This is a genomic window from Enterococcus sp. DIV1758, from assembly GCF_051711985.1.
GTDB lineage: Bacteria > Bacillota > Bacilli > Lactobacillales > Enterococcaceae > Enterococcus > Enterococcus faecalis.
This window is the reverse complement of record NZ_JBIOOA010000003.1, coordinates 13,607-38,381: the sequence shown is the minus strand read 5'-3', so window position 1 is coordinate 38,381 and position 24,775 is coordinate 13,607. Positions and strand designations below refer to the sequence as shown.

General features: G+C 33.4%; 24 protein-coding genes and 1 pseudogene. 21 read left to right on the top strand and 4 right to left on the bottom strand.

From position 1 onward, the window contains the following. Positions 1–15 precede the first annotated feature (15 nt). From IGJ52_RS14175 to IGJ52_RS14140, 8 genes and pseudogenes are all read left to right on the top strand, one after another. On the top strand, positions 16–591 hold the full coding sequence (locus IGJ52_RS14175) for a YcxB family protein (RefSeq protein WP_016632773.1): 576 nt from the start codon (positions 16–18) through the stop codon (positions 589–591). A 148-nt stretch (positions 592–739) separates the two neighbouring features. Beyond that, positions 740–1,342, top strand: coding sequence for a recombinase family protein (locus IGJ52_RS14170; protein ID WP_002401708.1), 603 nt, complete (start codon positions 740–742; stop codon positions 1,340–1,342). A gap of 65 nt (positions 1,343–1,407) precedes the next feature. After that, positions 1,408–2,202, top strand: coding sequence for a DUF5677 domain-containing protein (locus IGJ52_RS14165; RefSeq protein ID WP_115252306.1), 795 nt, complete (start codon positions 1,408–1,410; stop codon positions 2,200–2,202). Between the two features lie 8 nt (positions 2,203–2,210). Beyond that, a pseudogene (locus tag IGJ52_RS14160) lies at positions 2,211–2,309 on the top strand (recombinase family protein); the annotation flags it as partial. Between the two features lie 865 nt (positions 2,310–3,174). After that, positions 3,175–3,987, top strand: a complete 813-nt coding sequence (locus IGJ52_RS14155) for a DUF5677 domain-containing protein (RefSeq protein WP_115252307.1) — start codon at positions 3,175–3,177, stop codon at positions 3,985–3,987. 407 nt (positions 3,988–4,394) lie between these two features. Beyond that, entirely contained in the window at positions 4,395–4,529 is a 135-nt protein-coding gene (locus IGJ52_RS14150) for a hypothetical protein (RefSeq protein ID WP_256213937.1), read from the top strand. 324 nt (positions 4,530–4,853) lie between these two features. Beyond that, entirely contained in the window at positions 4,854–5,063 is a 210-nt protein-coding gene (locus IGJ52_RS14145; protein WP_115252309.1) for a DNA helicase UvrB, read from the top strand. A gap of 67 nt (positions 5,064–5,130) precedes the next feature. After that, positions 5,131–5,481: an SH3 domain-containing protein gene (locus IGJ52_RS14140; RefSeq protein WP_010715726.1), complete on the top strand. Its 351-nt coding sequence runs from the start codon at positions 5,131–5,133 to the stop codon at positions 5,479–5,481. Positions 5,482–5,595: 114 nt separating this feature from the next. Here the strand turns inward: IGJ52_RS14140 and IGJ52_RS14135 are convergent, their stop codons facing one another. Next, complete coding sequence (locus tag IGJ52_RS14135) at positions 5,596–5,724, bottom strand: hypothetical protein (protein WP_002409262.1); 129 nt, start codon at positions 5,722–5,724, stop codon at positions 5,596–5,598. A 92-nt stretch (positions 5,725–5,816) separates the two neighbouring features. On the opposite strand from IGJ52_RS14135, the gene IGJ52_RS14130 reads away from it, so the two are divergent. From IGJ52_RS14130 to IGJ52_RS14115, 4 genes are all read left to right on the top strand, one after another. Continuing rightward, a complete protein-coding gene (locus IGJ52_RS14130) occupies positions 5,817–6,068 on the top strand; it encodes a hypothetical protein (protein WP_115252310.1) in 252 nt (83 codons plus the stop codon). A gap of 115 nt (positions 6,069–6,183) precedes the next feature. Next, positions 6,184–7,500 (top strand): Y-family DNA polymerase, encoded by a 1,317-nt coding sequence (locus tag IGJ52_RS14125; RefSeq protein ID WP_002401774.1) that lies wholly within the window; start codon positions 6,184–6,186, stop codon positions 7,498–7,500. 3 nt (positions 7,501–7,503) lie between these two features. Continuing rightward, a complete protein-coding gene (locus IGJ52_RS14120; protein WP_002401773.1) occupies positions 7,504–8,010 on the top strand; it encodes a hypothetical protein in 507 nt (168 codons plus the stop codon). Continuing rightward, positions 7,958–8,188 (top strand): excinuclease ABC subunit C, encoded by a 231-nt coding sequence (locus IGJ52_RS14115; RefSeq protein WP_115252311.1) that lies wholly within the window; start codon positions 7,958–7,960, stop codon positions 8,186–8,188. Before IGJ52_RS14120 ends, IGJ52_RS14115 begins: the two co-directional genes overlap by 53 nt. A 75-nt stretch (positions 8,189–8,263) precedes the next feature. On the opposite strand, the gene IGJ52_RS14110 is transcribed toward IGJ52_RS14115, so the two are convergent. Further along, on the bottom strand, positions 8,264–8,677 hold the full coding sequence (locus IGJ52_RS14110; protein WP_002367734.1) for a hypothetical protein: 414 nt from the start codon (positions 8,675–8,677) through the stop codon (positions 8,264–8,266). A 3-nt stretch (positions 8,678–8,680) separates the two neighbouring features. Next, positions 8,681–9,502, bottom strand: coding sequence for a ParA family protein (locus IGJ52_RS14105; RefSeq protein ID WP_002365892.1), 822 nt, complete (start codon positions 9,500–9,502; stop codon positions 8,681–8,683). Positions 9,503–10,238: 736 nt separating this feature from the next. Between IGJ52_RS14105 and IGJ52_RS14100 the strand changes: the two genes are divergently transcribed. The 3 genes from IGJ52_RS14100 to IGJ52_RS14090 all read left to right on the top strand — a co-directional run bounded on the left by IGJ52_RS14100 (position 10,239) and on the right by IGJ52_RS14090 (position 14,692). Next, entirely contained in the window at positions 10,239–11,744 is a 1,506-nt protein-coding gene (locus IGJ52_RS14100; protein ID WP_115252312.1) for a primase C-terminal domain-containing protein, read from the top strand. Positions 11,745–11,895: 151 nt separating this feature from the next. Next, complete coding sequence (traC, locus tag IGJ52_RS14095) at positions 11,896–13,530, top strand: peptide pheromone-binding protein TraC (protein ID WP_016616021.1); 1,635 nt, start codon at positions 11,896–11,898, stop codon at positions 13,528–13,530. Position 13,531: 1 nt separating this feature from the next. Beyond that, positions 13,532–14,692, top strand: coding sequence for a TraB/GumN family protein (locus IGJ52_RS14090; protein ID WP_002365888.1), 1,161 nt, complete (start codon positions 13,532–13,534; stop codon positions 14,690–14,692). Positions 14,693–14,746: 54 nt separating this feature from the next. Here IGJ52_RS14090 and IGJ52_RS14085 read toward each other — a convergent pair whose 3' ends face one another. Further along, on the bottom strand, positions 14,747–15,667 hold the full coding sequence (locus tag IGJ52_RS14085; RefSeq protein ID WP_002365886.1) for a helix-turn-helix domain-containing protein: 921 nt from the start codon (positions 15,665–15,667) through the stop codon (positions 14,747–14,749). Positions 15,668–16,421: 754 nt separating this feature from the next. On the opposite strand from IGJ52_RS14085, the gene IGJ52_RS14080 reads away from it, so the two are divergent. The 6 genes from IGJ52_RS14080 (at position 16,422) to IGJ52_RS14055 (ending at position 24,742) form a co-directional block, all read left to right on the top strand. After that, positions 16,422–16,802, top strand: coding sequence for a PrgR (locus IGJ52_RS14080; RefSeq protein ID WP_002365885.1), 381 nt, complete (start codon positions 16,422–16,424; stop codon positions 16,800–16,802). Positions 16,803–16,852: 50 nt separating this feature from the next. Beyond that, on the top strand, positions 16,853–17,074 hold the full coding sequence (locus tag IGJ52_RS14075) for a hypothetical protein (protein WP_016616022.1): 222 nt from the start codon (positions 16,853–16,855) through the stop codon (positions 17,072–17,074). A 301-nt stretch (positions 17,075–17,375) separates the two neighbouring features. Then, positions 17,376–17,681, top strand: a complete 306-nt coding sequence (locus IGJ52_RS14070; RefSeq protein ID WP_115252313.1) for a hypothetical protein — start codon at positions 17,376–17,378, stop codon at positions 17,679–17,681. Positions 17,682–17,691: 10 nt separating this feature from the next. Further along, positions 17,692–20,370 (top strand): surface exclusion protein SEA1/PrgA, encoded by a 2,679-nt coding sequence (gene sea1 / locus IGJ52_RS14065; RefSeq protein ID WP_202254645.1) that lies wholly within the window; start codon positions 17,692–17,694, stop codon positions 20,368–20,370. A 38-nt stretch (positions 20,371–20,408) separates the two neighbouring features. Next, a complete protein-coding gene (locus IGJ52_RS14060) occupies positions 20,409–20,642 on the top strand; it encodes a hypothetical protein (RefSeq protein WP_228088417.1) in 234 nt (77 codons plus the stop codon). A 182-nt stretch (positions 20,643–20,824) separates the two neighbouring features. Further along, positions 20,825–24,742, top strand: coding sequence for an LPXTG-anchored aggregation substance (locus IGJ52_RS14055; protein ID WP_438792246.1), 3,918 nt, complete (start codon positions 20,825–20,827; stop codon positions 24,740–24,742). The last annotated feature ends 33 nt before the right edge of the window (positions 24,743–24,775 follow it).

The following is a 24,775-nucleotide window of genomic DNA, read 5'->3' as shown; positions in this document are numbered from 1 at the left end:
CAATGGAGGTTATGCATGGTTTTTGACTATAAATTAGAAGAAAATGAATATTATAAAGCAATTAAGCTGTATACTAGAAAATTTACAAAAACCGGAAAGCGTAAAATAAGAATAACTTATTTTGCTGGACTAGTTTTATTGATCTCTTCTGCGTATATGTTTACATCGATATTTAAACAATACCTTTCTTTCAAACAATCACTTCCTGACTATGTAGTTAGAGAACTACTTAATAAATTATTTACGCAAGGTTTTGGATATATACTAATAATCATTATATATCTGGTATTAGGAATTTTTTTCCTATACAGTGCATACAATTATCCAAGTACTAAGATTATTAACAAAAATACAGATCCGAAAACTTTAGAGCCAAGAAAAGTGAAAATTAATGATTCTGGCATTGTTTACTGGCAAGCAAATAATGAAGAAGATAAAAAATCACACTTATGGAATGATATAGAAGGTGTTTTTGAGACTGAAGAATTTTATTTAATGAAAATCGACAAAAAAAAAATTTTTATTTTACCTAAGAGAATGATTTCTACAAAAGTTCAAAGTGATTTTATAGAGAAACATGTTACGAAATAAAATAAAGTTATCAAAAGAGCCAACAGGGTATACCCTGTTGGACTTTTTGTATGTTCATGATATACTTGAATTTCTAAGAGGTCAATAGAGTTGGGCAACAGGATTTTAAAATGATCTATATTTTTAAAATTTTAAAGGAGTTTTTTCTATGGCAAAAATAGGATATGCACGAGTGAGCAGTTTAGATCAAAATTTAGATAGACAGTTAGAGTTATTATCCCAGTGTGATAAAATTTTTACTGATAAGGCAAGTGGGAAAGATACTAATCGTGATGGATTTCAAGAAATGATGAAATTTATTCGTGAAGGTGATATTGTCGTTGTGACAGAATTAAAACGTCTTGGTCGAAATAATAAAGAATTAACTGAAACGATGAACTTGATTCAACTAAAAAAAGCGACACTGGAAGTTTTAAATTTACCTGCGTTGACAGGTATAACTGATGATAATTTACGTCGTCTACTCAATAATCTAATTATTGAACTGTACAAGTACCAGGCGGAAGAAGAACGTCGATACATTCGTGAAACGCAGCAACAGGGAATTACACTTGCTAAAGCAAAGGGAAAATACAAGGGAGGTAAACCAAAGTACAGGGAAGATGATCCGCGTCTTCAGTTAGCATTCAAATTATTTTTAGCTGGATCAACAGATAAAGAAGTCGAGCAGCAAACAGGGATTAACAGAAGGACATTTAGAAGATATCGTACGAAATATGGTATTACACGTGAATTTCGAAAGACAGAATGACCCGAAAATAGTGAATATGGTAAAATGAAGAGTGTATACTCTATAAATGAAAAGGAGGCAAATATATGAGTTTAAAAGAAGAAGTTATCCCAATTTATAAAAGTATTTCTTTGCAAGTATTTAATGCAGTTCCAAAGGATGGCAACGAAGTAGATGTTCACGATTTGGTAATAAAATCACTATACGTGGATTTAGTAGATAAAGTTGAAACAATAAATTATTTATATAAAGTTGGAGTAACTGATAATATTGGCATGATTTTTCGTTCGTTCTTAGAAGTTTATATGTATTTAAGCTTTATTCTGGAAAAAAATACTAAAAAAAGAGGAAGAGCGTGTTTTTATTGGCAAAGATATGTTACTGTAAAAAATTTAAAAAACACATTTAATCATTTAAATGCTTCTGAAAAAGAAGAATATGTAAATAAAATAAATGATACATTACAAAAGAAAAACAACTCTTCCTATCAGGACTTAGATTCGTATGATTTATATATAAGAGAGAAAATAAATAATTGTTTTACAAACACAATGGATTTAAAAAAAAGGAGAAACTGGTTTAATGAGGATGGAAAACATCAAGATATTAGAAGGCTCTTTGAGTATATGGGTAAAGAATTAGAATATGATAATTTTTATTCTCGTTATTCAGCGTCCTCTCATGGCCTAAGCGTTTTAGGACAACTAAGCGTTTCTCCTCAAATGCTCGCTATTAGACCATTTGACGACAAGAGTATAATACTTCCTATGTTAAATGCGAAAATATTTGACATTACCAATAAAGTAATTACGTACTATCAATTAAATGAAGTATTAAATTTAGATGTTCAAAAAATTAAAAATATAATTCAAAATAGCTAATCAAATATAAAGAAGTCGAGAAGCAAACAGGTATTAATCGAAGGTCGTTTATAAGATATAGAATGAAACATGGAATTATGAAAGATTCTAGGATAAACAAAGAATAAATTTAATGCTAATAATATTTTATTGGAGGTATTTATTGGGTGGAAGAGAAATATAGAATTAATAACCTTTGTTCATATCATAGATATGGCCAAACCCCAAAATACGAATAAATAGTTTTGCTTTTCTTAAGGGGTACATGAAATATTTGTGCAAGATAGTGCGGTAGTAAAATAATACAAGCAAACATTCATTAATTATTGTATATCAGTTTTTTTTAATTCAATTCTACATTTTTTCCAAAGATAATTTATTTTGTTGACAAGTTTAATTTTTCATAGTAATATATGCACATACAGTACCAACTTTGTGCTGGAACACAAAGTTCTTAAGTGCCCTTTCTCTATTTTTTTAGGTGACTGGTATGGTATGTGTATAATTTTAATGTTAGATAGTGATTTTTAAGTTAAATATTCAAGTTAAACTTAGTTAATCTATTGAATTTGGTTTGAAAACTGTTAAACTAAAAGGTATAAACATGGTTATTACTTCATCAGGTATGTTGTTTTTAGAAAACAATAGTATGATAGATGCTACTAGTATAAGTAAAAAGGTTTTTTTTGAAAAATTTGTTGTCATTTTTAAATCCTCATTTGGCACAAGAATCACCTACTACTAGTATAACACAAATTGTGATTAAATGCAAGTTAAATTGAACATAATTAGAAAAAAATTATTTAAAAGCCGTGGAATTGTTTTCACGGCTTTTTTTTTGACTAAATTAGTTATCAATCAAGTACTAAGACTCAAGAGAATAGTAAGAAACAAGACAAAATAAACAAGAAGTTCTATAATTATTGTTAAAAGTAAACTTGTGTTTGATATTGATACTCTTATCTAGCTTAACTTATAATGGAGGAACTTTAAATGACCAACAAAGATGTAGAGCAAAAAAAATACGAAATCGTAGTCTTTACAGAGGCTTCAAAAGAAGTGTTTAATTATACATTTAACAAAGTATCTTCGGAAAATTGTAATATGTCTGAGGAAGTAGATGTTCCACTGCTTATTCTAGGGATGAATATTATTGAGAGAGCTACAACTCTCTTAAATTTATGTATGTTAGAAAGATATGACTCAGTAGGAGTTTTGTCTAGGTCAATACTTGAACAACATTTGTACTTAAAATACATACTTCAAAAAGATACTAAAAAGAGAGTGTGTGCCTTTCATTGTATTAGTAGATTAAACAATTTGAATTGTATGATTGAACTTGAAAAAGAAAACCCAGAGGATCCATCATTGTACACTCCAGAAGAAATTTCTACAGAATTACCAGGTGCAACCTCATTGCGGGAGTTATGGAAACATTATGAAAGAAAATACTTTTCTTTATTTAAGTTCCCACCTAAAAGATGGTATGAAAAGAATTTTTATGATCTAGATGAGAGTAAAAAGACTAGTATTAGGAATCTAATGGATAGCTTAGATATGGATCGTCAGATGCATATAATTTTTTACAAAATGACTTCTATGGATGTACATGGCACTGGTGTTTTTAATTATGTAGCTGCGAAATCAGGAAGAAATAGTGGCATAAGTTTAAATATGATTGAAAAAACTACGCAAATTATAGTAAGAAACACTCTGGAAGATTTGTTAGCATACTACAAGTTAGATTCAGGAGAAGTAAGGGAGCAATTACTGATTATTCAGAATATGAGTAATAAAGAAACTTAAATTGTTAAAAAATGTAATAAATAGTGCTAAACCACACATAACAAAATATTATGTGTGGTTTTTATTGTGCATATGTTGTCATTTTTCTAGATAAATAGCATAAATTTTCAGTGCTGAGTGACAAAAGAAACCAAATTTTTTTGGATAGATTTTTAGATACCTCAATCTATCTCCAAAATTTGTGGCTATTGTTGACTAATGAATATGACAAATAATCAGAAAAAACTGTGTCAATTAAATATAAAAATTACAGTGAAGCAGATGATTAAGAGAGTGATTCTAAGGAGTAGGAGTATATGGGTATTAGTAGAGTTTAGTGTGTGGTGCATGGTATAATAAATAAGCAGAAACATTAAAATACTAATACAATCAATAGATTTGTGATGGTTTTATGGGAAGGTGAAAAGATGAAAAAATTTCAAGTAAAAGAATGGTCATGGATAGTAATCGCTTGTTCTTTCTTAGTATTGGCTTTTACAGAAAAACAAATTATGTTTGGCGTTTTAGGTTTGTCTTTTCTTACTTTTGCTTTTAATGATTAAAGAAATACTATAATAGCGGGGAGTTTAAATGAAACGAAGGGTATATGATTTTTTTGGTAAAGAAATAAATTTAGATAAAGAAAAATGTTGTCCAGTCTACTATGTACAATGTGATTGTGGACATTTAGCAATACGCAAAAATAATACGGATAGGCAAATTTTTAGATGTAGTCTTTGCAAAAAGGAGTATCGGCATAGGCAGAAAACAAGGACAGTAGTGCCTATTTTAAAGGAATTATAATTGTCAGAAAATTGAATTTCTTATAGCTGGTTTAAAATATCCTATTGTAAGTCCAAGGGGAATAAAGGGAGGAGAGGTGCTTAATGAATTTTGGTTACTTGAATTTTGGAACAAAAGACGCTATTTTAGGAATTGCTTTTTTTCTTGTCTTAATATTGACGGTTTCTTTTCATTGGTCAGCTTTAGAATTTGTTTTATCTTCAGGGGTAGTAGGGATGGCTTTTTTCGCTGGAAATATGAAACAGGATAAAAGAATAACAGAAATACAAACCAAAAAAAGTAAAAAGAAATAAATGTAGTGATGCTGCCACAAAGCCTAAAACAACTACTGACTAAAAATTAATAATGGGAGGGGATTTCATGAAAAAAAGAGTATTTACTTTTTTGTTTCTTGGAATTTTAGTCACAGCAACTATATCTAATTCTACACCGGTAAGTGCTACTTCTTTTGAAGATATAAAAGAAAATGCAGTTACTCTTTCTACACGTCATGGTGAATATAGAGTGAAAACAACTGCTGCCTTGAATTGTCGCTCAAGCATGAGTACTAAATCTAAAATTGTAGGTGTATTTCCTAAAGGTACGATTTTAAATGGGTCTTTCTTTTCAAAAAAAGTAGGTGGAATCTATTGGATGCAAGTTAGTGGAATTGATAATCGAGGAAAACGTATAACTGGTTACGTTGATAGCCGGTATTTAAAAGGTGCCTGATTAGGGGCTGTCAAAAAGACTGAAAAAGTAATATGTACTTAAAAAAATGATAAAACATTAGAGACCAAAAAGACATACCTTTTAGCAGTAATAAAAGGTATGTCTTTTTTTTGCCTAAATTTTGTGATCAATAAGAGGATGTCCATATCCAGCCTCTTGTTTTACTTCAGTAGTTAAAGCAAAAGATGTCCCGATAACACCTAGAGCAACTAAAAGCAATGAACCTAGTGCTAATTTTTTCATAAGAAAACTACCTCCTTTCTTTTTCATTATATTTATATTAACATGTAATTATATATATGTTAATATAAGATGAGAAAAAAGGAGGTTTAAACATGAAAAAAAATATTCTAGAAGAATATAGAGCTACTAAAAACAAAGGAGAAGATTTTTTACATTGGTTATTGGTTAGAAAATTGAATACCTTTGGAAAAGTAGTTATCGCGATTATATTATGGCTTTTGTGGTTAAAATACGCATTCAATCTAGTATTCATGGTGAACTTTCTAAAAGTAATAGTATTAATTACAATTATTTACTGGCTGGTTGATATCTACTTGCGCCTTAAAAACAAACTAAAAAAATAATGACTGTAGATTTCTGAGCTACTTTAAATTTAAAATAATTCGGAAAACTGAAATTTTGTTGTTGCAAAACAGAACGTTAGTTCGTATAATGTAACTCGAAAGGACGGTTTTTTGCATGAAATTTGATTATTCCAAAGAACCTCGGCGAGATGTTTTATGTATCGATGTAAAATCCTTTTACGCGAGCGTAGAATGTGTAGAACGTGGCTTAGATCCCCTCAAAACAATGCTTATAGTAATGAGTGGTGCGGATAATGCAGGCGGATTAGTGCTTGCTGCTTCGCCAATGGCAAAAAAAGTCCTGGGAATTTCTAATGTGACTCGTAAAGATGAAGTGCCTGATCACCCAGAACTGCTTATTGTTCCACCAAGAATGAATTTATATATGAAGAGAAATAGTGAAATTAATAATCTACTCAAACGGTTTGTGGCAGATGAAGACCATTCTGTTTTTAGTGTGGATGAAAGCTTCATTGATATAACTGCTTCTCTGAAGTATTTTAATTGTGATACTGCTTATCGATTGGCCAAAATTATTCAACGTGTCATTTATAACCATATGGGGCTGTACGTCACGATTGGCATTGGAGATAACCCATTGTTAGCCAAGCTGGCTCTAGATAACGAAGCAAAAAATACACCAGGTTTTGTTGCAGAATGGAGATATGAAGATGTACAAGAAAAAGTTTGGTCTATCTCCCCTATCACTGAATTTTGCGGGATTGGCAAGCGTATGGCTGCTCGTTTAAAGATGTCAGGAATTGAGTCGATTTATGATTTAGCACAAGCAGATCCTTATCTATTAAAACACCGCTTTGGAGTCATGGGATTACAACTGTTCGCACATGCTTGGGGCATTGATCGTAGTTTTTTAGGAGAAAAAAGCCAGGTGGCCAAAGAAAAATCATTCGGTAATAGTCAAGTATTACCTAGAGACTATGCTCGAAAGGATCAAATTGAATTAGTGCTGAAGGAACTTTCAGACCAGGTAGCAACCAGGTTGAGAAATTCAAACTGTCAAACTGAATGTGTTTCAATTTTTGTTGGTTATTCTAAAGGACAAGTTGATGGACTGGGCAGGTCTGGTTGGCGAAAACAGCTTAAAATCGCTCGTAGCAACAACACAAAAGTGTTAACTGAACATGTTTTGAAGCTTTTTCGAGAAAACTTCATTCCAGGAATTGACATTCGGAATTTAGGTGTATCTTTTGGTAAACTTGTTTGGGATACTACACTTCAAATAGATCTCTTCTCCCCTCCTGAAGAACAAATAATAAATAATCAGTTAGACTTTCTAATTGATAAAATCCGTCAGAAATTTGGTTTTAAAGCATTGATTCATGCGTCCTCACTTCTTGAAGGCGCAACAGCTGTGAATCGTTCGGGCTTAGTTGGTGGTCATGCAGGTGGCAACGTCGGTCTTGGAGGTTAACAAATGAAGAAAACTAAAAAGGAATTTACACCTTATAACGATTATGTAGACCGCCCTTTTGATTTGAAGTGGCCAACTGCTTTCCCTTTAGGAGAGTTGCAAGCAGCAATCAAAGAAACTAATGAATTCAATGCACGAGAGATTGAAAGGCTTCCACAACAATCTCAAGTTAAAATAGAATACTTATTAGAACGCTCAATTAAACAAAATAAAGTGCTTGAAATCCAGTTGAACTCATTGGATGAATATGATCGTGTAAAACCGCATGTGTTTGGTGTTTTCCGTGGAATGGCTGAGTTTGATGTTGTTTTAATTAGTAATTTTCAAATCGATTTCTACGACATAAGGCACATTAAAATTCATAACTTTTTGAAATGGTCTGCAGTAGAAACTGTAGAAGATCCTTTTATAGATGTAGAATTTTCAGAATTAACCGAAGAAGAAAGTAAAACAATTGATGATTTCATTAACGACTATTACAGTGATGGAGATTTTTATGAAAATATATGATTACCAAGGAAAACTAATCAAAGAAGATACTACTACAACTAGTATTGCCTATGTGCAGTGCTCGTGTGGCTGTCTTGCAAGTAGAGTGTCGAGTGATTTAGACAAGTATAAATGCTCGTTATGTAAACGAATATACACGATTAAGAAGAATTCTATAATGCGGAATCATAAATTATAATATAAAAAAAGAGAGTATATTAAATACTCTCTTTTTTTGGTATACCAGTATACTGGTATACCTAAGTTAAACTTACTACTTCTTTAAAAGTTCAATTTGTGTGTTATACATAGAATTGAATGCTTCTTGTTGGCGAGTAGAAAATTTTGTGTTTACATAATTATCTAGCAAGAGGTTCAAAATATCATTTACTGTGGCTTTGGGCATGTTTTCTAAATCACCAAGAAAGGGTTTTAAAGTGTTTATTTTAAGATTGACTGAAGGAGATATTTTTTGAGTCATAGTAGCTTTATATCGTCGATCTACTGTAGAAGGCTTAACATCACTATTATCTGTGCTTGTTTTTTTAGATACTGATGTAGGTTTTGTAGCAAAATTATTTGTAGTATCTCTTGAAAAATTATCATTTCCTTTAACACTAACATGTTTTTCTTCTAAAGAAGATTTTTTCTTCTTAGTTTTGATAATAGGTTCGAAACTATTACTCATATTTTATCCCTCCAATTCTTCTAGTACTAGTTGATGTTGATCTAATTCATTTAATACGTCAATAAATACCTTATGCGCTTTAACGTCCCAACCGTCTGCTTTACCTGTGTAATTATGACTAATTTTAATTCCCTCAACATCGTAGACTTTTAAACGTTCTTGATATTTTACAACAGTGTTTAATACATTTCCTCCATATAATTCTTTTGCTTGTTCTAATACTTTATTGTCTACCCTACCCCCAGGACGCAACATACAAGGAATTATACCTAAGACCTGTAAATCATTATCGTATGTGTCAGCTAAGTATTGCATATAAGCGATATATGTTTGAGCACCGTCTAAAGATAACTCTTGTGTTTGAAGAACAATAATACAGTAATCTGCTGCAAGCATTGCATTATCACTAAAATCTGAAATAGTTGGTGGAACGTCAATATAAATTGCGTCATATTTCTCTTTAAGGGGTTTTAATAATGTATTTAAGTAATTTATTTGGTCAAATTCGTTAGACGGAAATTTTGTCATTAAAATTTTGGTGAGATTTCTAAAAGCAGTGTTAGCTGGAATGAGATCAAGGTTTTCTGAGATATTGGTGATTGCTGGTTCAAGACTACCTTCTTGAAAAGCTTCAGTAACAGTATAAGTGATTTCGTCTAAATCTCCCGTCTTAGCTAATACTCTAGTAGCGTTTCCTTGAGGGTCTAGATCAATTACTAACGTTTTTCGTCCTAAGTGTAGTGCACTTTCATATGCAAGCATGGTTACTGTTTTAGTTTTACCAACCCCACCTTTAAAATTTCCAATAACATATACTTTTCCCATTGACAACTCCTCCTTAGTATACTTTTGATAACTTAAAAAAAGTATACCACCGCTATTTTTAATTGTCAATAAAAATTATTTCAAAAGTATACTGGAGTAAAAGTATACTGGTATACCAAGATACTAAAGCTAAGTATACTGGAAGAAAAGTATACTAGTATACTGGTATACTTTTCTTTAGCAAACCTTTTAATAAGCAAGATTTCTAAAGTATACTGGTATACCTTTGAATAAAAGTTTAAGTATACCAGTATACTGTCATGATAAAAGCAATAGTATACCAGTATACTTACAATCATATTTTAGAGTATACTGGTATACTATTGCTAAAGAAAATAAAAAATAATGATTTACAAATTTAATTATGTACGGTATTTTTTAAGAGTATTGAATTTATAAATATTAAGATAAAAAAATAGAGACGGTAACTTACTTGATCGCCAAATCAAATAAGTTACAGAATCAAAAATGTACACCCATTTTCAATTCTTTTGCGTCCCTGGATGATAAACTACCACTACTAGTTTATCAGTATATTTGTAGAATTAGAGAGTTAGCCCTCTCTTTTCTTGGCAATTATACCATAGGATGAGCGATATATCAACGTTTTCAAGCATATTTCAGTGTGTAATTTAACTGATAATAAAGAGAAAAAACGATGTTTCAAGAGAGTGGTGGTACTGGCGTACTGCTACTCTCTTTTTGTATATAAAAATTCAAGTAAGGCGGTGAGAAGATGAAAGTTTCTGACGTTATTTCAGTTATTTTAAAAAGTGGCATTCGTGAATACAAGTATTTAAACAGCAAAATTAAACCAATCGGCTATAAAGCTGAAGGGAAAAAAGGTGCTATTTTTGGGTTTAGATCAAAGGAGTTAATGACGGAATCTCGTGGAATCGTTCTTACTTCTCAAGAAGCCTTATCTGAAAATGAAGATAAATTTACGCATTGGACCCCTAATGTGTATAGTTATGGTGCATATGCTGATGATAATAGAACTATTGTTAAAGGCCACAACGAAAGAAACTTGCAACAAATCAACACGTTTATAATCGATTTTGATCGCTTAACAGGTGAAAAATTAGATTCTCAAATGATTCTCGATGCAGCAATTGATCTGGAATTAATGCCAACCCTTATCTTGGAAACACCAGGAGGTTTTCAAGCATACTTTATTCTTGAAAATGCCTGGTATATTTCGTCAAAAAATAATTATCAGTCAATCGAAGTGGCCAAAAGAGTATCCGAGAATTTAAGAAAAGCATTTGCTGAAATATTGCCTTCGGTCGATTTGGGGTGCAACCATTTTGGTATTGCACGTATTCCTAGAACAGACAATGTAGTCTATTACTACCCAGAACTGACATATGATATTCAAAAACTAATTCAATGGTCTATGAAGTTTGAGCCAAAAAGAGCATACAAAAAACCAAATCTTAATGTTGTTGCTGTAAAGACGAATCAGATCAAAGAGCAGTGGGTTAAAGTTTTAATTGATAATCCGCAAGTCGTCGGAACTAAAGGAAAGCTAGGACGAAACAATGTAATTTTTACTTTATCTTTGGCTTACTATGCGTCAAAAATTGAACAAGAACGCTGTTTTGATGATATGGATGTATTCAATAGTTCTTTAAATTATCCTCTATCAGTTTCAGAAGTAAAGAGAATTGTTAAGAGTGCTTACTCAGGTAAATATAAAGGCGCAAGCAAAACTTATGTGCAAGAACTAGTGTCAAATTGGGGATTAGAATCGTTGTCTGAGGAAAAAATGTTTACACAGCAAAGAAATACTTGGTACAAATTTAAGAAGGAACGTCATAAAAGAAAAAATTCTCACCTTTCTGAATGGAAAAAAGATATCTTAGATTACCTTGAAACCCAGTGTTATAGAAATCGACCTGAAGTTAGTATGAAGAAAACAGATTTGCAAGCGGCTATTACTTTCAACGGCCAATCGATTCCTAAAAGATCACTTGATCGTGCGTTAAAAGAATTAATAGCCGAAGGTAAATTATTTGTACAAATAAAAGCCGGTAGAGGTGGGGGACTAGTAGTTGCTACTCGGAAAGCATTAATTCGTACAGTTATTCAAGTGAAACAGCAAGTCAAATACGCTTATAAACAGGGTATTAAGACATTCTTTAAAGAAGCTGATATGTTAGCAAGACTGTTTGAACAAACTGATAAAAACAGTCGAAGAGCCAGAGAATACAAGCAATTAAAACTATGGAACACTGGATAAATTTAAACATGTCAACTGCCAATACATTATATTTCTTTTATACTTAACAGCTATATAATTTTTGTATTATTTTTTTTAGTTATTTGTTAAAATTATTTTATACAAGCTTTATTATTTGGTTAGTAACTTTTAACAAGGGAGGGTGATAAAAATGAAGAAGTACAAAAAGTTTTGTTTTTTAGGTGTTGGATTATTACCTTTGGTTTTAGCTAGTTGTAGTACAAATACTGCTACAAAAGATTCACAAGATATAACCGAAAAAAAAGTAGAGCAGGTAGCGACTTTGACTGCAGGGACACCTGTTCAAAGTTTAGATCCAGCAACTGCTGTTGATCAAACAAGTATAACTTTATTATCAAACTTGATGGAAGGTTTATATCGATTAGATGAAAAAAATCAACCGCAACCAGCAATTGCAGCTGGGCAACCAAAAGTGACGAATAATGGCAAAACATATACTATTGTGATTAGAGATGGTGCTAAGTGGGTTGATGGTACACATATAACTGCCAGTGATTTTGTGGTTGCGTGGCAAAGAGTTGTAGATCCTAAAACAGCTTCTCCAAATGTGGAACTGTTTTCTGCTATAAAAAATGCCAAAGAAATTGCTTCAGGAAAACAAGCAAAAGATACTTTAGCAGTCAAAAGTATTGGTGAGAAAACATTAGAAATTGAATTAGTTGAACCAACACCTTATTTTACTGATCTGTTATCCTTAACGGCTTACTATCCAGTACAGCAGAAAGCAATTAAAGAGTATGGCAAAGACTATGGTACTTCTAAAAAAGCAATCGTAACAAATGGGGCATTTAACTTAACAAATTTAGAGGGGGTAGGCACTTCCGATAAGTGGACGATTTCTAAAAATAAAGAGTACTGGGATCAAAAAGATGTCTCTATGGATAAAATTAACTTCCAAGTCGTCAAAGAAATTAATACAGGAATAAATTTGTATAATGATGGACAATTAGATGATGCACCTTTAGCTGGGGAGTATGCAAAACAATACAAGAAAGATAAAGAATATTCAACAACATTAATGGCCAATACAATGTTTTTAGAAATGAACCAAACTGGGGACAATATACTTTTACAAAACAAAAATGTTCGAAAAGCGATTAGCTATGCAATCGATCGGGAAAGTCTAGTTAAAAAATTACTAGATAATGGGTCCGTTGCTTCTGTTGGCGTAGTACCAAAAGAAATGGCCTTTAATCCGGTAAATAAAAAAGATTTTGCTAATGAAAAATTAGTTGAATTTAACAAAAAACAAGCAGAAGAGTATTGGGATAAGGCTAAAAAAGAAATTGATTTATCCCAAAATATTTCTTTAGATTTACTTGTAAGTGATGGAGAGTTTGAAAAAAAGGCAGGAGAATTTCTGCAAGGACAGTTACAAGATAGCTTAGAAGGATTGAAGGTTACTGTGACGCCAATTCCTGCTAATACCTTTATAGAGCGATTAACAAAAAAGAATTTTACTTTGAGCCTAAGTGGATGGCAAGCTGATTATGCAGATCCTATTAGCTTTTTAGCAAATTTTGAAACAAATAGTCCGTTGAATCACGGCGGATATTCGAATAAAAATTATGATGAATTACTTCATGTTACTTCTTCTAAACGTTGGCAAGAATTGAAAAAAGCAGAAAAAATATTAATTGATGATATGGGTGTAGTACCAATCCTTCAGGTAGGGAATGCTAAATTACAAAAAGAAGCAATTAAAAACGTATCCATCCATTCGGTTGGAGCAAAATATGATTATAAAAAAATGAAGATTCAATAGAATGGGGATTGCTATGGATGGAGTAGAAAAATTAATTATTCAAGGTAGAACATATTATCTTGTCGGTACAAATCATATTTCAGAAGAAAGTGCGAAACTTGTAAAAAACGTTATTGATGAAGTTAGGCCAGGTTGCGTTTGTGTAGAGTTAGATCAAAAGAGATACCAAAAATATACCAGTCCTGAAGAATGGGCAAAAACAGACATTATTAAGATAATCAAACAAAACAAATTAGTAGTGTTGTTCTCTAATATTGTTTACGGTGCATTACAAAGAAAATTAGCTAAGGAAAAAGGTACTATACAGGCAGGAGAACTAATTCAAGCCTTAGAGAGTGCTGAAGACGTGGGGGCTGATATTCAATTAATTGATAGGGACATACAAGTGACTTTCAAAAGAATGTGGAGACATTTAAGTTTTACACAAAAGCCCAAATTAATAATGACTTTTTTTTCAGAATTTGAAGATGTTGAGACTGAAAGATTGGAAGATTTTTTAGAGTCAGATAGCTTTGATAATGTGTTTATACAACTTTCAAAGAAATTTCCAACTATATACAACGATATGATAACGGAAAGAGATAAAGTCATGGTAACTAATTTACAAAACTCAAAATATGAGGTGAATGTTGTTGTTGTTGGTAAAGCGCACATAAGCGGTATTAAAGAAAAATTAAAAGAAGAAAAAAATTATGATATTTCAGAATTAACAAGTATTCCTTCTAAAAAGTTGAGTAGTAAATTAATTGAGCTTATATTTCCGTTAACGATAATTTTACTACTAGCCGTATCTTTTTTTTCGGGTGTGCAAGTTGGGTTTCATCAGCTTTTAAAATGGTGGGTCTGGAATGGTGGTTTAGCAGCGATATTTACTTGCTTTGCATTGCCTAGTCCTTTAACTATTTTGACGTCTCTAATAATGGCTCCAGTAGGTGCACTGTCTCCGGTTTTGTCAGTAGGTGTTTTTTCAGCATTAGCAGAAGCAACTGTTAAAAAACCTACTGTTAGAGATTTTTTAACAGTTCAAGATGATTTTCTATCAATTAAGACTATTTACAGTAATAGACTTATAAAGATAGGGCTTGTTTTTCTTTTATCAAATTTAGGAGGAGCTATAGGTAATATTATTGGGGGAATAGGTATTTTAAACAGTTTATTTTAAAAAATCATAAGGACTACGGTTTGAATAAGACTGTAGTCCTTATGATTTTTTAGTTTATAGATCGTTAGAATAAGGCTGTGTAGCAAAAACATTTTTATCTGGATAAACAAAGTTTTCTCTTTGAGAAATAGATCTTAGTTCATTATCAAGATTTTCATAAGTGGAAATATAGCCTAGTTTTTTAAACATGTTTGCAGTTTGGACAGCTTCTAAAAAGATAGTAATATCTCTCGTTTGAAGAAAATTGGTTAGTTGTTCTAAGTAAACAATTTCTAAGTTTATAGACAGACCAATATGAAACCTAGGTATTTTCCTTAGTGATTTGAAAGTAGTTATATAGTCTAGAGCAAGAGAATACTCTTCTTGATGTAGGCACTTAGAAATTATATTACTAAGGCACTGTTGTACACAAAAATCAAAAGTAACTCCGTGTGATTCAGTAACAGGAAATAATCTATCTATTAAAAACGATATATCTTGTATATTTACGAAAAAAACCATATTACTAACCATTTCGTAATCGAAAGAATAAAAGATTTTACGTTTTTTGTACTTGTTTTTAAGCTGTCGTAAGTCTTTTTTTGAAAAATAATCTTTATCGAGATAGTTCTCCTGAATACCTAATGAAATCATGGTAATATACAAACAATAATGACCAAAACTTTTATCTTTGTCGTTTTCAATTTCCGTGAACTTCTCCAAAAAGTCTTCAGGTGAGGATAAATAATTGGGAATATCTAGTTTTTGTTTCCAGAAAGGCAATGAATCTAATTGAGTTACGTCGGACCAATATAAAATTTCTTCAGGTCGCATTGCAATTTTATCACAAATTTTTTGTAGTTGTTGTAGTGATAACTCTTTCTCGTTTTTTTCAAATCTTTGATAGCTAGCTTTGGACATTATGTTTTCATAAAAATCTGTTTGGGAATAACCAAGCTCTTCTCTAATTTCTTTGATTTTTTTTGGATTAAACAATCTCTAAAACCCCCTATAAATAGCATAATTTAGAACCCAGTTAAATATGTTTTGTTATCAAAAACAAGAAAAGTGGCTAAAAATAGCATAAAAAAGATGGATAAAATTGATTTAAAAAATACCTTATATTTATAAAAATTAGAATTTTCACTAAAAACGATTGATAAAGAATCAAGATTATGCTATTATCTATGTAAGGAGGGAATATCTTTATGAAAAACAAAAAAATATTATCTATCCTTAGTATAATTAGTGTATTAACAGTTACATTAATATCGTAAACGTCTCAAAAATTTTTAGAGTTAACAAAATAAGAACCGACTACCATAGGACTGGTAATCCTAGAGGGTAGTTAAACAATTCATGGTACGACATGAACTGTAATCGGCTCGCTCGCTGTAATTATGTTACAACAATCTATAGTATAACAATTTTTATGAATAATTTCCATATATTTCAGGATTTTTAGTTTTTCATAAAGATTTATTCCTATTAATTATTGATTGTAGAATAAGACAGCATGCGGAGAATGTATACAGTGAATGTATGTATTCTCCGCTTTTTTTGTTTTCTATTAATTTATTTAAAAAATAAAAAAACCAAGTAGCAAGCATTCTCATTTTCTAAAAATGGCCCGCTTGTGGAATAATTCAATGTTTTCACGCATTGTTTGTACTGGAACTACTCGTAAGAGCCGTGCAAACAACGTGTTGCATGGCTCTTTTTCTACTTGGTTTAGAAAGTAGGTGAATCAATGATTGAACTGAAAGCAACAGATTTGCACCGTATTACATGTCAACTGACCTTGTTTAATCGACAAAGATTTAAATTGTACAACGGCACAACAGAACGTATTGTATATGATTTTTCAGGAAGAAATCTGTTGATCAATCCTGTGAGTTTTGAAACGGAGCAAGACATGGAACGTTTCTTTCGACAAGTAAAACTGATTTATTTTGATGGAAAAGTGGTCGGTTATCGTGGCTGCTCGGAACTTCCGTTAAAACTTGAATGTAGAGCGTTCAAAAAAATGGTTAAACGACAAAAGATGTTACTTAATGCACCGTTCAACTATAAGGTTTTTGAAGAAAATGAATTTAGGGAATGGTGCAAGAAAATGAGAAGCTATAAGTAGTAAATTTGGTTTTTTATACTTGGTCTTTTTGTTTGTTAGTTTTAACTAACATGTGCAATTTACCAATAGCTAGGTTAGCTATCGAAAAAGGATGCAGAAAAGCACACGGACACGAAGGTGCAAACTGGCTACACGTCAACTTTTTTGCAGAATTTGGGAGATCCTTAAAAAATGAATACTACAGGACTTATCTAGTCAATCAGCGTGTCTTTAAAGGGCTAGGTAAGGATAAACTACCTAAAGAGTACGGTCAGAATAAAGGCGGTACGTGATTATGGGTGTGACACAGTAACTAAAAAGATTTCGTGCGATGATCTTTTGTTTTAAAGGGAGCCAGATACTTTTTTAGAGTTTGGGGTTGCTACCGCTACAAACCCTGCGATCAGTAAAATCTGTAGAAAAATTGCTAAAAAGCTAGCAAACAAAAGGATCAAGTAAAACGAGGATATTTACCATAAAACCAATAGGAGGAAAGTGAACATGAAGACATAGGAGTGTTTTTCTAGAGGTTCCAAGGATAGTATTTTTTTAATAATTAAGGCTTTGTTACTATTAATTTGAGGTGAGAGGGGTATGACAAAAAAAGAGCAAAGTATTTGGCGTAAAGAGATGTTGGCATTGATGAATGAAGACGCAGACTGGTATAAGAATGAAGATACCGAGCGTTTTAAACGAATACAAGAACTTGCAAAAAAGATAGAAACAGCAAGTACTAGACAATTTTCTTCTCATATTAGCAAGGAAAGATTTGAAGCCTATCAAAGAATGGGTTTACAGTTTAAAGAAATAGCAGAAGAATTCCATATAACAACTACAGCGTTACAACAATGGCGTAAAGACAATGGGTATCCCATTTACAATAAAAATAATAAGAAATGAGGAAAGCAAAATGAAAAAGTTCGCAAGTGCAGGGTTAAGTATTTTAGTCGCAACAGGGGTAGCAGGTATTGGGGGAAATGAAGTACAGGCAGCAGAACAAGCGCAACCAAAAACACCTGAAAACAGTTCTACAGAACAATCAACAGTGAAAGCTACACAAACAACGGAGCAAGCCATTACTGAAAAACAGCAACAAGTAACAGAGAAACAAGCAATTGTCGATCAAAAACAACAAGTCGCTGACACTGCGAAAAAAGAAAAAGATACCATTGATCAATCTGTTAAAGACCAACAAGCAGTGGTCGATCAAAACAAAGACGCATTGGATCAAAGTCAACAAGCAGTGACTGACCAACAAGCAGTTGTAGACGAAGCTAAAAAAGTCGTGGATGAAGCAACACCTTCAGCCATTGAAAAAGCCAAAGACCAAGTGGCTACGGATACACAAGCAGTTGATGACCAACAAAAAGTCGTGGATCAAGCTCAAACAGACGTTAACCAACAACAAGCTGTTGTTGATGAAAAAGCAAAAGAAACGAATGCTGCTAAAGTGCAAAATGAAAAAGATCAACAAGCAGTAACAGCTGCGAAACAAGAACAAGCCAAGCTTGAAGAATTAGCGAAAAATGCGGAAGCGGAAAAAGCAAAAGCAGAAAAAGAACAAGCAGCAAAAGAAGCTGAACTGGCTAACAAACAGAAAGAAGAAGCCAAAGCTAAAGATCAAAAAACGAAGGACGATCAAGCAGTCGCAGACCAACAAACTGTTGTGACAACTAGTCAAGAGAAAGTAGCAGACGCAAAAGCAGATACAGCTGCGAAACAGGCAGACTTAACTGCGAAAGAGAATGCTTTGAAAGACAAGCAAGCAGCAACAAAGCAAGCGCAGAATACTTTAGATAGCTCAAAAGAAGAGCTAAAAGGACATAAAGGGATTAACTTGCCTGCCAATTTCACACCTGATTATTACAAAAAATTATCTGAACAAGAAAAGCAGGCAATGGAAAAAGAAGCATTAGCATTAAATAAAGTTTTTCCTGAAAATCAAGCAGATGCGGCAAAAGCAACGGAAATGATCGACATTAAAAATCCTACAGAAAAACAAAAGAAACAAATGAGTGATTATTTTGTTGGTTTATTAAATGACGTTCGCGAAAAACTTGGATTGCAAAAATTAAAAGTGTCTAGTCAAAATATTAAATTTGCTTGGGATAATGCGAAGTATACTAATCCTAATGAAATTGGACATGATGAAAATGCAATTAATAAAGCAGCAAAAGAGAATGGTTTTAAAGAGTATCCAGGGCAAAACTTTTATGAAAATTTAAGTGGTGGATACTTCCAACCAAAAGACGGGAAAATATCAGTACTAGATTTTGAGCGAGCAGCAAGAGAAGCTTTAGTCGATATGCTGTTTAATGATGGAAGAATGGGTTATGGACATACTGAATCATTATTACAAGCAGATAAAACAAATACTGCAATTGCTCTTTCAGAAGAAAATCACGGTTTTTCTTCCGGTAAAATTCATATTATTGGGTACAATCAATCAAGATTGGCAGATCAAAATACTTATGAAGAAGGAAGTGTACCAGTCTTTAAGAGTAAAGAAACCCTTCAAAAAGAAGTAGCAACCAATCAAGAAAAATTAGCTACCGCTAAACAAGCAGAATCAGATGCACAACAAGCAAGAAGTGCAAGTCAGCAAGCCTTAAATACAGCCAAAACAACACAAGCAACAGCAGAAAAAGAACTATCTGTTCATAAAGCGACATTGGCCAATCTTCAAGCAGTTGCGACTAAGAGTACGACAAACTATGAAGAAAAAGTACGACAAACTGCAACGGCAGAAAAAAGCCTTCAACAAACAAAAGATCAATTGGTAACAATCAATGAGTTAATTCAAAATCGAGCTGCTGTTTTAGAAAAAGCGAAAACAAAAGTTGCAGACGCACAAGCGATAGAACAAACGTCTGCTAAAGTGCTGAAAGAAAAACAAGAAGCCCAAAAAGCAGAAGAAAACACATTGAATAGCTTGAAGGAAGTATTGGATTTAGCAAAAGAAAACTTAAATCAAAAACAAGTTGCGCTTAAAACAAGTACACGTTCATTGGCTCGTTTAGAAAATGCTCAACCAACATACGAAAAAGCAGTGAACGAGTTAAACAAAGCAGAAGCGGCAGTGGTCCAAGCACAAGAAGCCTATGAAAATTCTTTGAAATCATTGGAGAAACTTAAAGAACAACAAGCTGGTGCTACACTTGCTTATACACAAGCACAAGAAGACCTGTCTAATGCGAAGTTAGAGCTACAGCAGTACCAAGGCATATTAAGAGACTTAGAGTCACAACAAGCCGAACAGCGCCGACAAGAAGCGTTGCAAGAGCAAGTAGCAAAAGAACAACAACGCCTTGAACGAGAAGCAAAACAAAACCAAACGTTAGTAGCAAGTGCTACTTCAGCAGACAAAACACCTGGTCTCCAACAGTTATCTTTTTCTAAACAAAAAGAACAACCAAAAGCACAAGCATTAACACATTTAGAACCTCGTAAGACGAAACAAGTAGCAAAAGCACCAGAATCCTTACCACATACAGGAGAACAACAAAGTATTTGGTTGACTATTATTGGATTATTGATGGCAGTAGGTACGATCAGTTTCAAGAACAAAAAACGTAAAAAAAATAGTTAATAATTGTTTGATATAGCAAAACAAAAAGAATGTTTTTTATGAGAACAAAAAAAGATCAGAAAAATTTTGACGAGGGTTATTTTTCAGCTATGAGAGATGCCTTATCTCTTGATATAGAGCACTATGGGAATGGTACAGGGGCAGAGTTAATTCAAGAATTTGGATTAAGACGTTCAGATTTTATGAAACACTTTGAAGTAGATGATATTCAATTTATTGATAGCTATGTTGAAGAAGGCACAAAAAGAATCAAGAAAATCTGGGTATCTTGATTTGGAAAACAAAGATATATATCGTGTTTTAAAAGAATATAAAATAACTAAGAGAATCGAAGATGCTTTCGGTTCTCTTTTTTTAGTAAGGAGGGAAATGACAATGAAAAAGCAACGAGCCCCTTGTGTTTCATGAGCTATTTTACAAACAAAAAAATAAAAAAAATCGAGGAGAATGATACATGAATCAACAGACTGAAGTAAAAAAACGTTTTAAAATGTATAAGGCAAAGAAGCATTGGGTGGTAGCCCCTATTCTTTTTCTAGGCGTGTTAGGAGTTGTAGGATTAGCTACTGATAATGTACAAGCCGCGGAATTAGATACGCAACCAGAAACAACCATGGGGCAACCTGATAATCCCGATCCACAGGTAGGTAGTACAATACCTAAGACAGAAGTATCTGAAGAAGCACCAGTACAAAAAGACACTACTTCTCAACCGACCAAAGTAGAAGAAGTAGCGCCAGAAAATAAAGGTACTGAACAAAGTTCAGCTACCCCAAATGATACCACAAACGCGCAACAACCAACAGCAGAAGCAGAAAAATCAGCACAAGAACAACCAGTAGTCAGCCCTGAAACAAACAATGAGCCTCTAGGACAGCCAACAGAAGTTGCACCAGCTGAAAATGAAGCCAACAAATCAACGTCCATTCCTAAAGAATTTGAAACACCAGACGTTGACAAAGCAGTTGATGAAGCGAAAAAAGATCCGAACATTACCGTTGTTGAAAAACCAGCAGAAGACTTAGGCAACGTTTCTTCTAAAGATTTAGCTGCAAAAGAAAAAGAAGTAGACCAACTACAAAAAGAACAAGCGAAAAAGATTGCCCAACAAGCAGCTGAATTAAAAGCCAAAAATGAAAAAATTGCCAAAGAAAATGCAGAAATTGCGGCAAAAAACAAAGCGGAAAAAGAGCGTTATGAAAAAGAAGTCGCTGAATACAACAAGCATAAGAACGAAAACAGCTATGTCAATGAAGCGATTAGTAAAAACCTAGTGTTTGATCAATCTGTCGTGACGAAAGACACTAAAATTTCGTCGATTAAAGGCGGAAAATTTATCAAAGCAACTGATTTTAATAAAGTAAATGCAGGGGATTCAAAAGATATCTTTACGAAATTACGGAAAGATATGGGCGGAAAAGCTACTGGCAACTTCCAGAATTCCTTTGTCAAAGAGGTAAACCTTGGAGCTAATGGGGGTTATGCGGTTCTTTTAGAAAAAAACAAACCAGTGACAGTGACCTATACAGGGCTAAACGCTAGTTACTTAGGGCGCAAAATTACAAAAGCAGAATTTGTTTATGAGCTACAATCATCACCAAGCCAAAGTGGAACGTTAAATGCAGTATTTTCAAACGATCCGATTATCACGGCTTTTATTGGTACAAACAGAGTCAATGGTAAGGATGTTAAAACACGCTTAACGATTAAGTTCTTTGATGCGTCAGGTAAAGAAGTACTACCAGATAAAGATAGTCCATTTGCGTATGCGCTGTCTTCTTTAAATTCAAGTTTAACGAATAAAGGTGGGCATGCGGAATTTGTTTCTGATTTTGGCGCGAACAATGCGTTCAAATACATTAATGGTTCGTATGTGAAAAAACAAGCGGATGGAAAATTTTACTCACCGGAAGATATTGACTATGGCACAGGACCTTCTGGATTGAAAAATAGTGATTGGGATGCTGTAGGTCACAAGAATGCGTACTTTGGTTCAGGTGTTGGTTTAGCCAATGGGCGTATTTCCTTTTCTTTTGGTATGACAACAAAAGGAAAAAGTAACGTGCCTGTATCTAGTGCGCAATGGTTTGCCTTTAGTACCAACTTAAATGCAAAATCTGTAACACCGAAGAGACAATTTAATAGTCCTAAAGAACCAGTTAAAGCAACGATTGAATTTAATGGATACAAAGCCAATGTCGTTCCTGTTCTTGTTCCGAACAAAGAAGTCACTGATGGTCAGAAAAATATCAATGATTTAAATGTGAAACGTGGCGACTCTTTACAATACATTGTGACAGGGGATACGACAGAACTTGCTAAAGTAGATCCAAAAACAGTAACAAAACAAGGGATTCGAGATACCTTTGATGCAGAAAAAGTGACGATTGATTTATCTAAAGTGAAGGTTTATCAATCAGACGCAAGTCTAAACGAGAAAGACTTAAAAGCTGTTGCTGCAGCGTTTAATTCAGGAAAAGCTAAAGACGTGACTGCTTCTTATGATCTTAATTTAGATCAAAACACCGTCACAGCAATGATGAAAACCAACGCAGACGGTTCCGTTGTTTTAGCAATGGGGTATAAATATTTACTTGTCTTGCCGTTTGTAGTGAAAAATGTAGAAGGTGATTTTGAAAATACAGCTGTTCAATTAACAAACGATGGTGAAACGGTAACAAATACAGTGATTAACCATGTGCCAGGTAGTAATCCTTCCAAAGATGTAAAAGCAGATAAAAACGGTACAGTTGGCAGTGTTTCTCTACATGATAAAGATATTCCGTTACAAACAAAAATTTATTATGAAGTGAAGTCTTCCGAACGTCCAGCCAACTATGGCGGAGTCACAGAAGAATGGGGCATGAATGATGTCTTGGACACGACCCATGATCGTTTCACAGGAAAATGGCACGCTATTACGAACTATGATATTAAAATTGGTAAAGAAACCCTTAAAGCAGGTTCAGATATTACAAAATATATTGAATTGACAAATAAAGATGGACAAGATCTTACTTTTACGATGAATCAAGCATTATTGGCCGCCTTAAATGAAGGAAGCAATAAAGTAGGCAAACAAGCTTGGTCTGTGTATCTGGAAGTCGAACGGATCAAAACAGGTGATGTAGAAAACACGCAAACAGAAAACTACAACAAAGAGCTTGTTCGTTCTAATACGGTGGTGACACATACGCCTGATGATCCAAAACCAACTAAAGCCGTTCATAACAAAAAAGGGGAAGATATTAACCATGGAAAAGTTGCTCGTGGTGATGTTCTTTCTTATGAAATGACCTGGGACTTAAAAGGGTACGATAAAGACTTTGCTTTTGACACAGTCAATCTTGCGACAGGCGTTTCTTTCTTCGATGATTACGATGAAACGAAAGTGACACCAATCAAAGACTTACTTCGTGTCAAAGATTCTAAAGGGGTAGATATTACGAACCAGTTCACGATCTCTTGGGACGATGCCAAAGGCACGGTGACAATCTCTGCCAAAGACCCACAAGCCTTTATTCTAGCGTATGGTGGGCAAGAATTGCGTGTAACGCTCCCTACAAAAGTCAAAGCCAATGTTTCTGGGAATGTTTATAATTCAGCGGAGCAAAATACATTTGGTCAACGAATTAAAACCAATACCGTTGTCAACCATATTCCAAAAGTGAACCCTAAAAAAGACGTGGTTATTAAAGTCGGTGACAAACAAAGTCAAAATGGCGCTACAATCAAATTAGGGGAGAAATTCTTCTATGAATTCACAAGTAGTGACATTCCTGCAGAATATGCGGGACTTGTGGAAGAATGGTCGCTTAGTGACAAACTAGACGTCAAACATGACAAATTTAGTGGCCAATGGTCTGTGTTTGCCAATTCTAATTTTGTTTTAGCAGACGGAACCAAAGTGAATAAAGGGGATGACATTTCGAAACTATTCACGATGACCTTTGAACAAGGGGTAGTGAAAATCACGGCCAGTCAAGCCTTTTTAGATGCGATGAATCTAAAAGAAAACAAACACGTTGCACACTCATGGAAAGCGTTCATTGGTGTAGAACGAATTGCGGCAGGAGACGTTTACAACACAATCGAAGAATCTTTCAACAATGAGAAGATTAAAACTAATACGGTAGTGACACATACGCCAGAAAAACCACAAACGCCACCAGAAAAAACAGTGATTGTACCACCAGCACCAAAAACACCGCAAGCACCAGTAGAGCCATTAGTGGTAGAAAAGGCAAGTGTAGTGCCAGAATTGCCGAAAACAGGCGAAAAACAAAATGTCTTATTAACAGTAGCTGGTAGCTTAGTTACAATGCTTGGTTTAGCAGGCTTAGGATTTAAACGTAAAAAAGAAACAAAATAATTGAAGACGAAAAGAAGGACGAACTGATTGTCC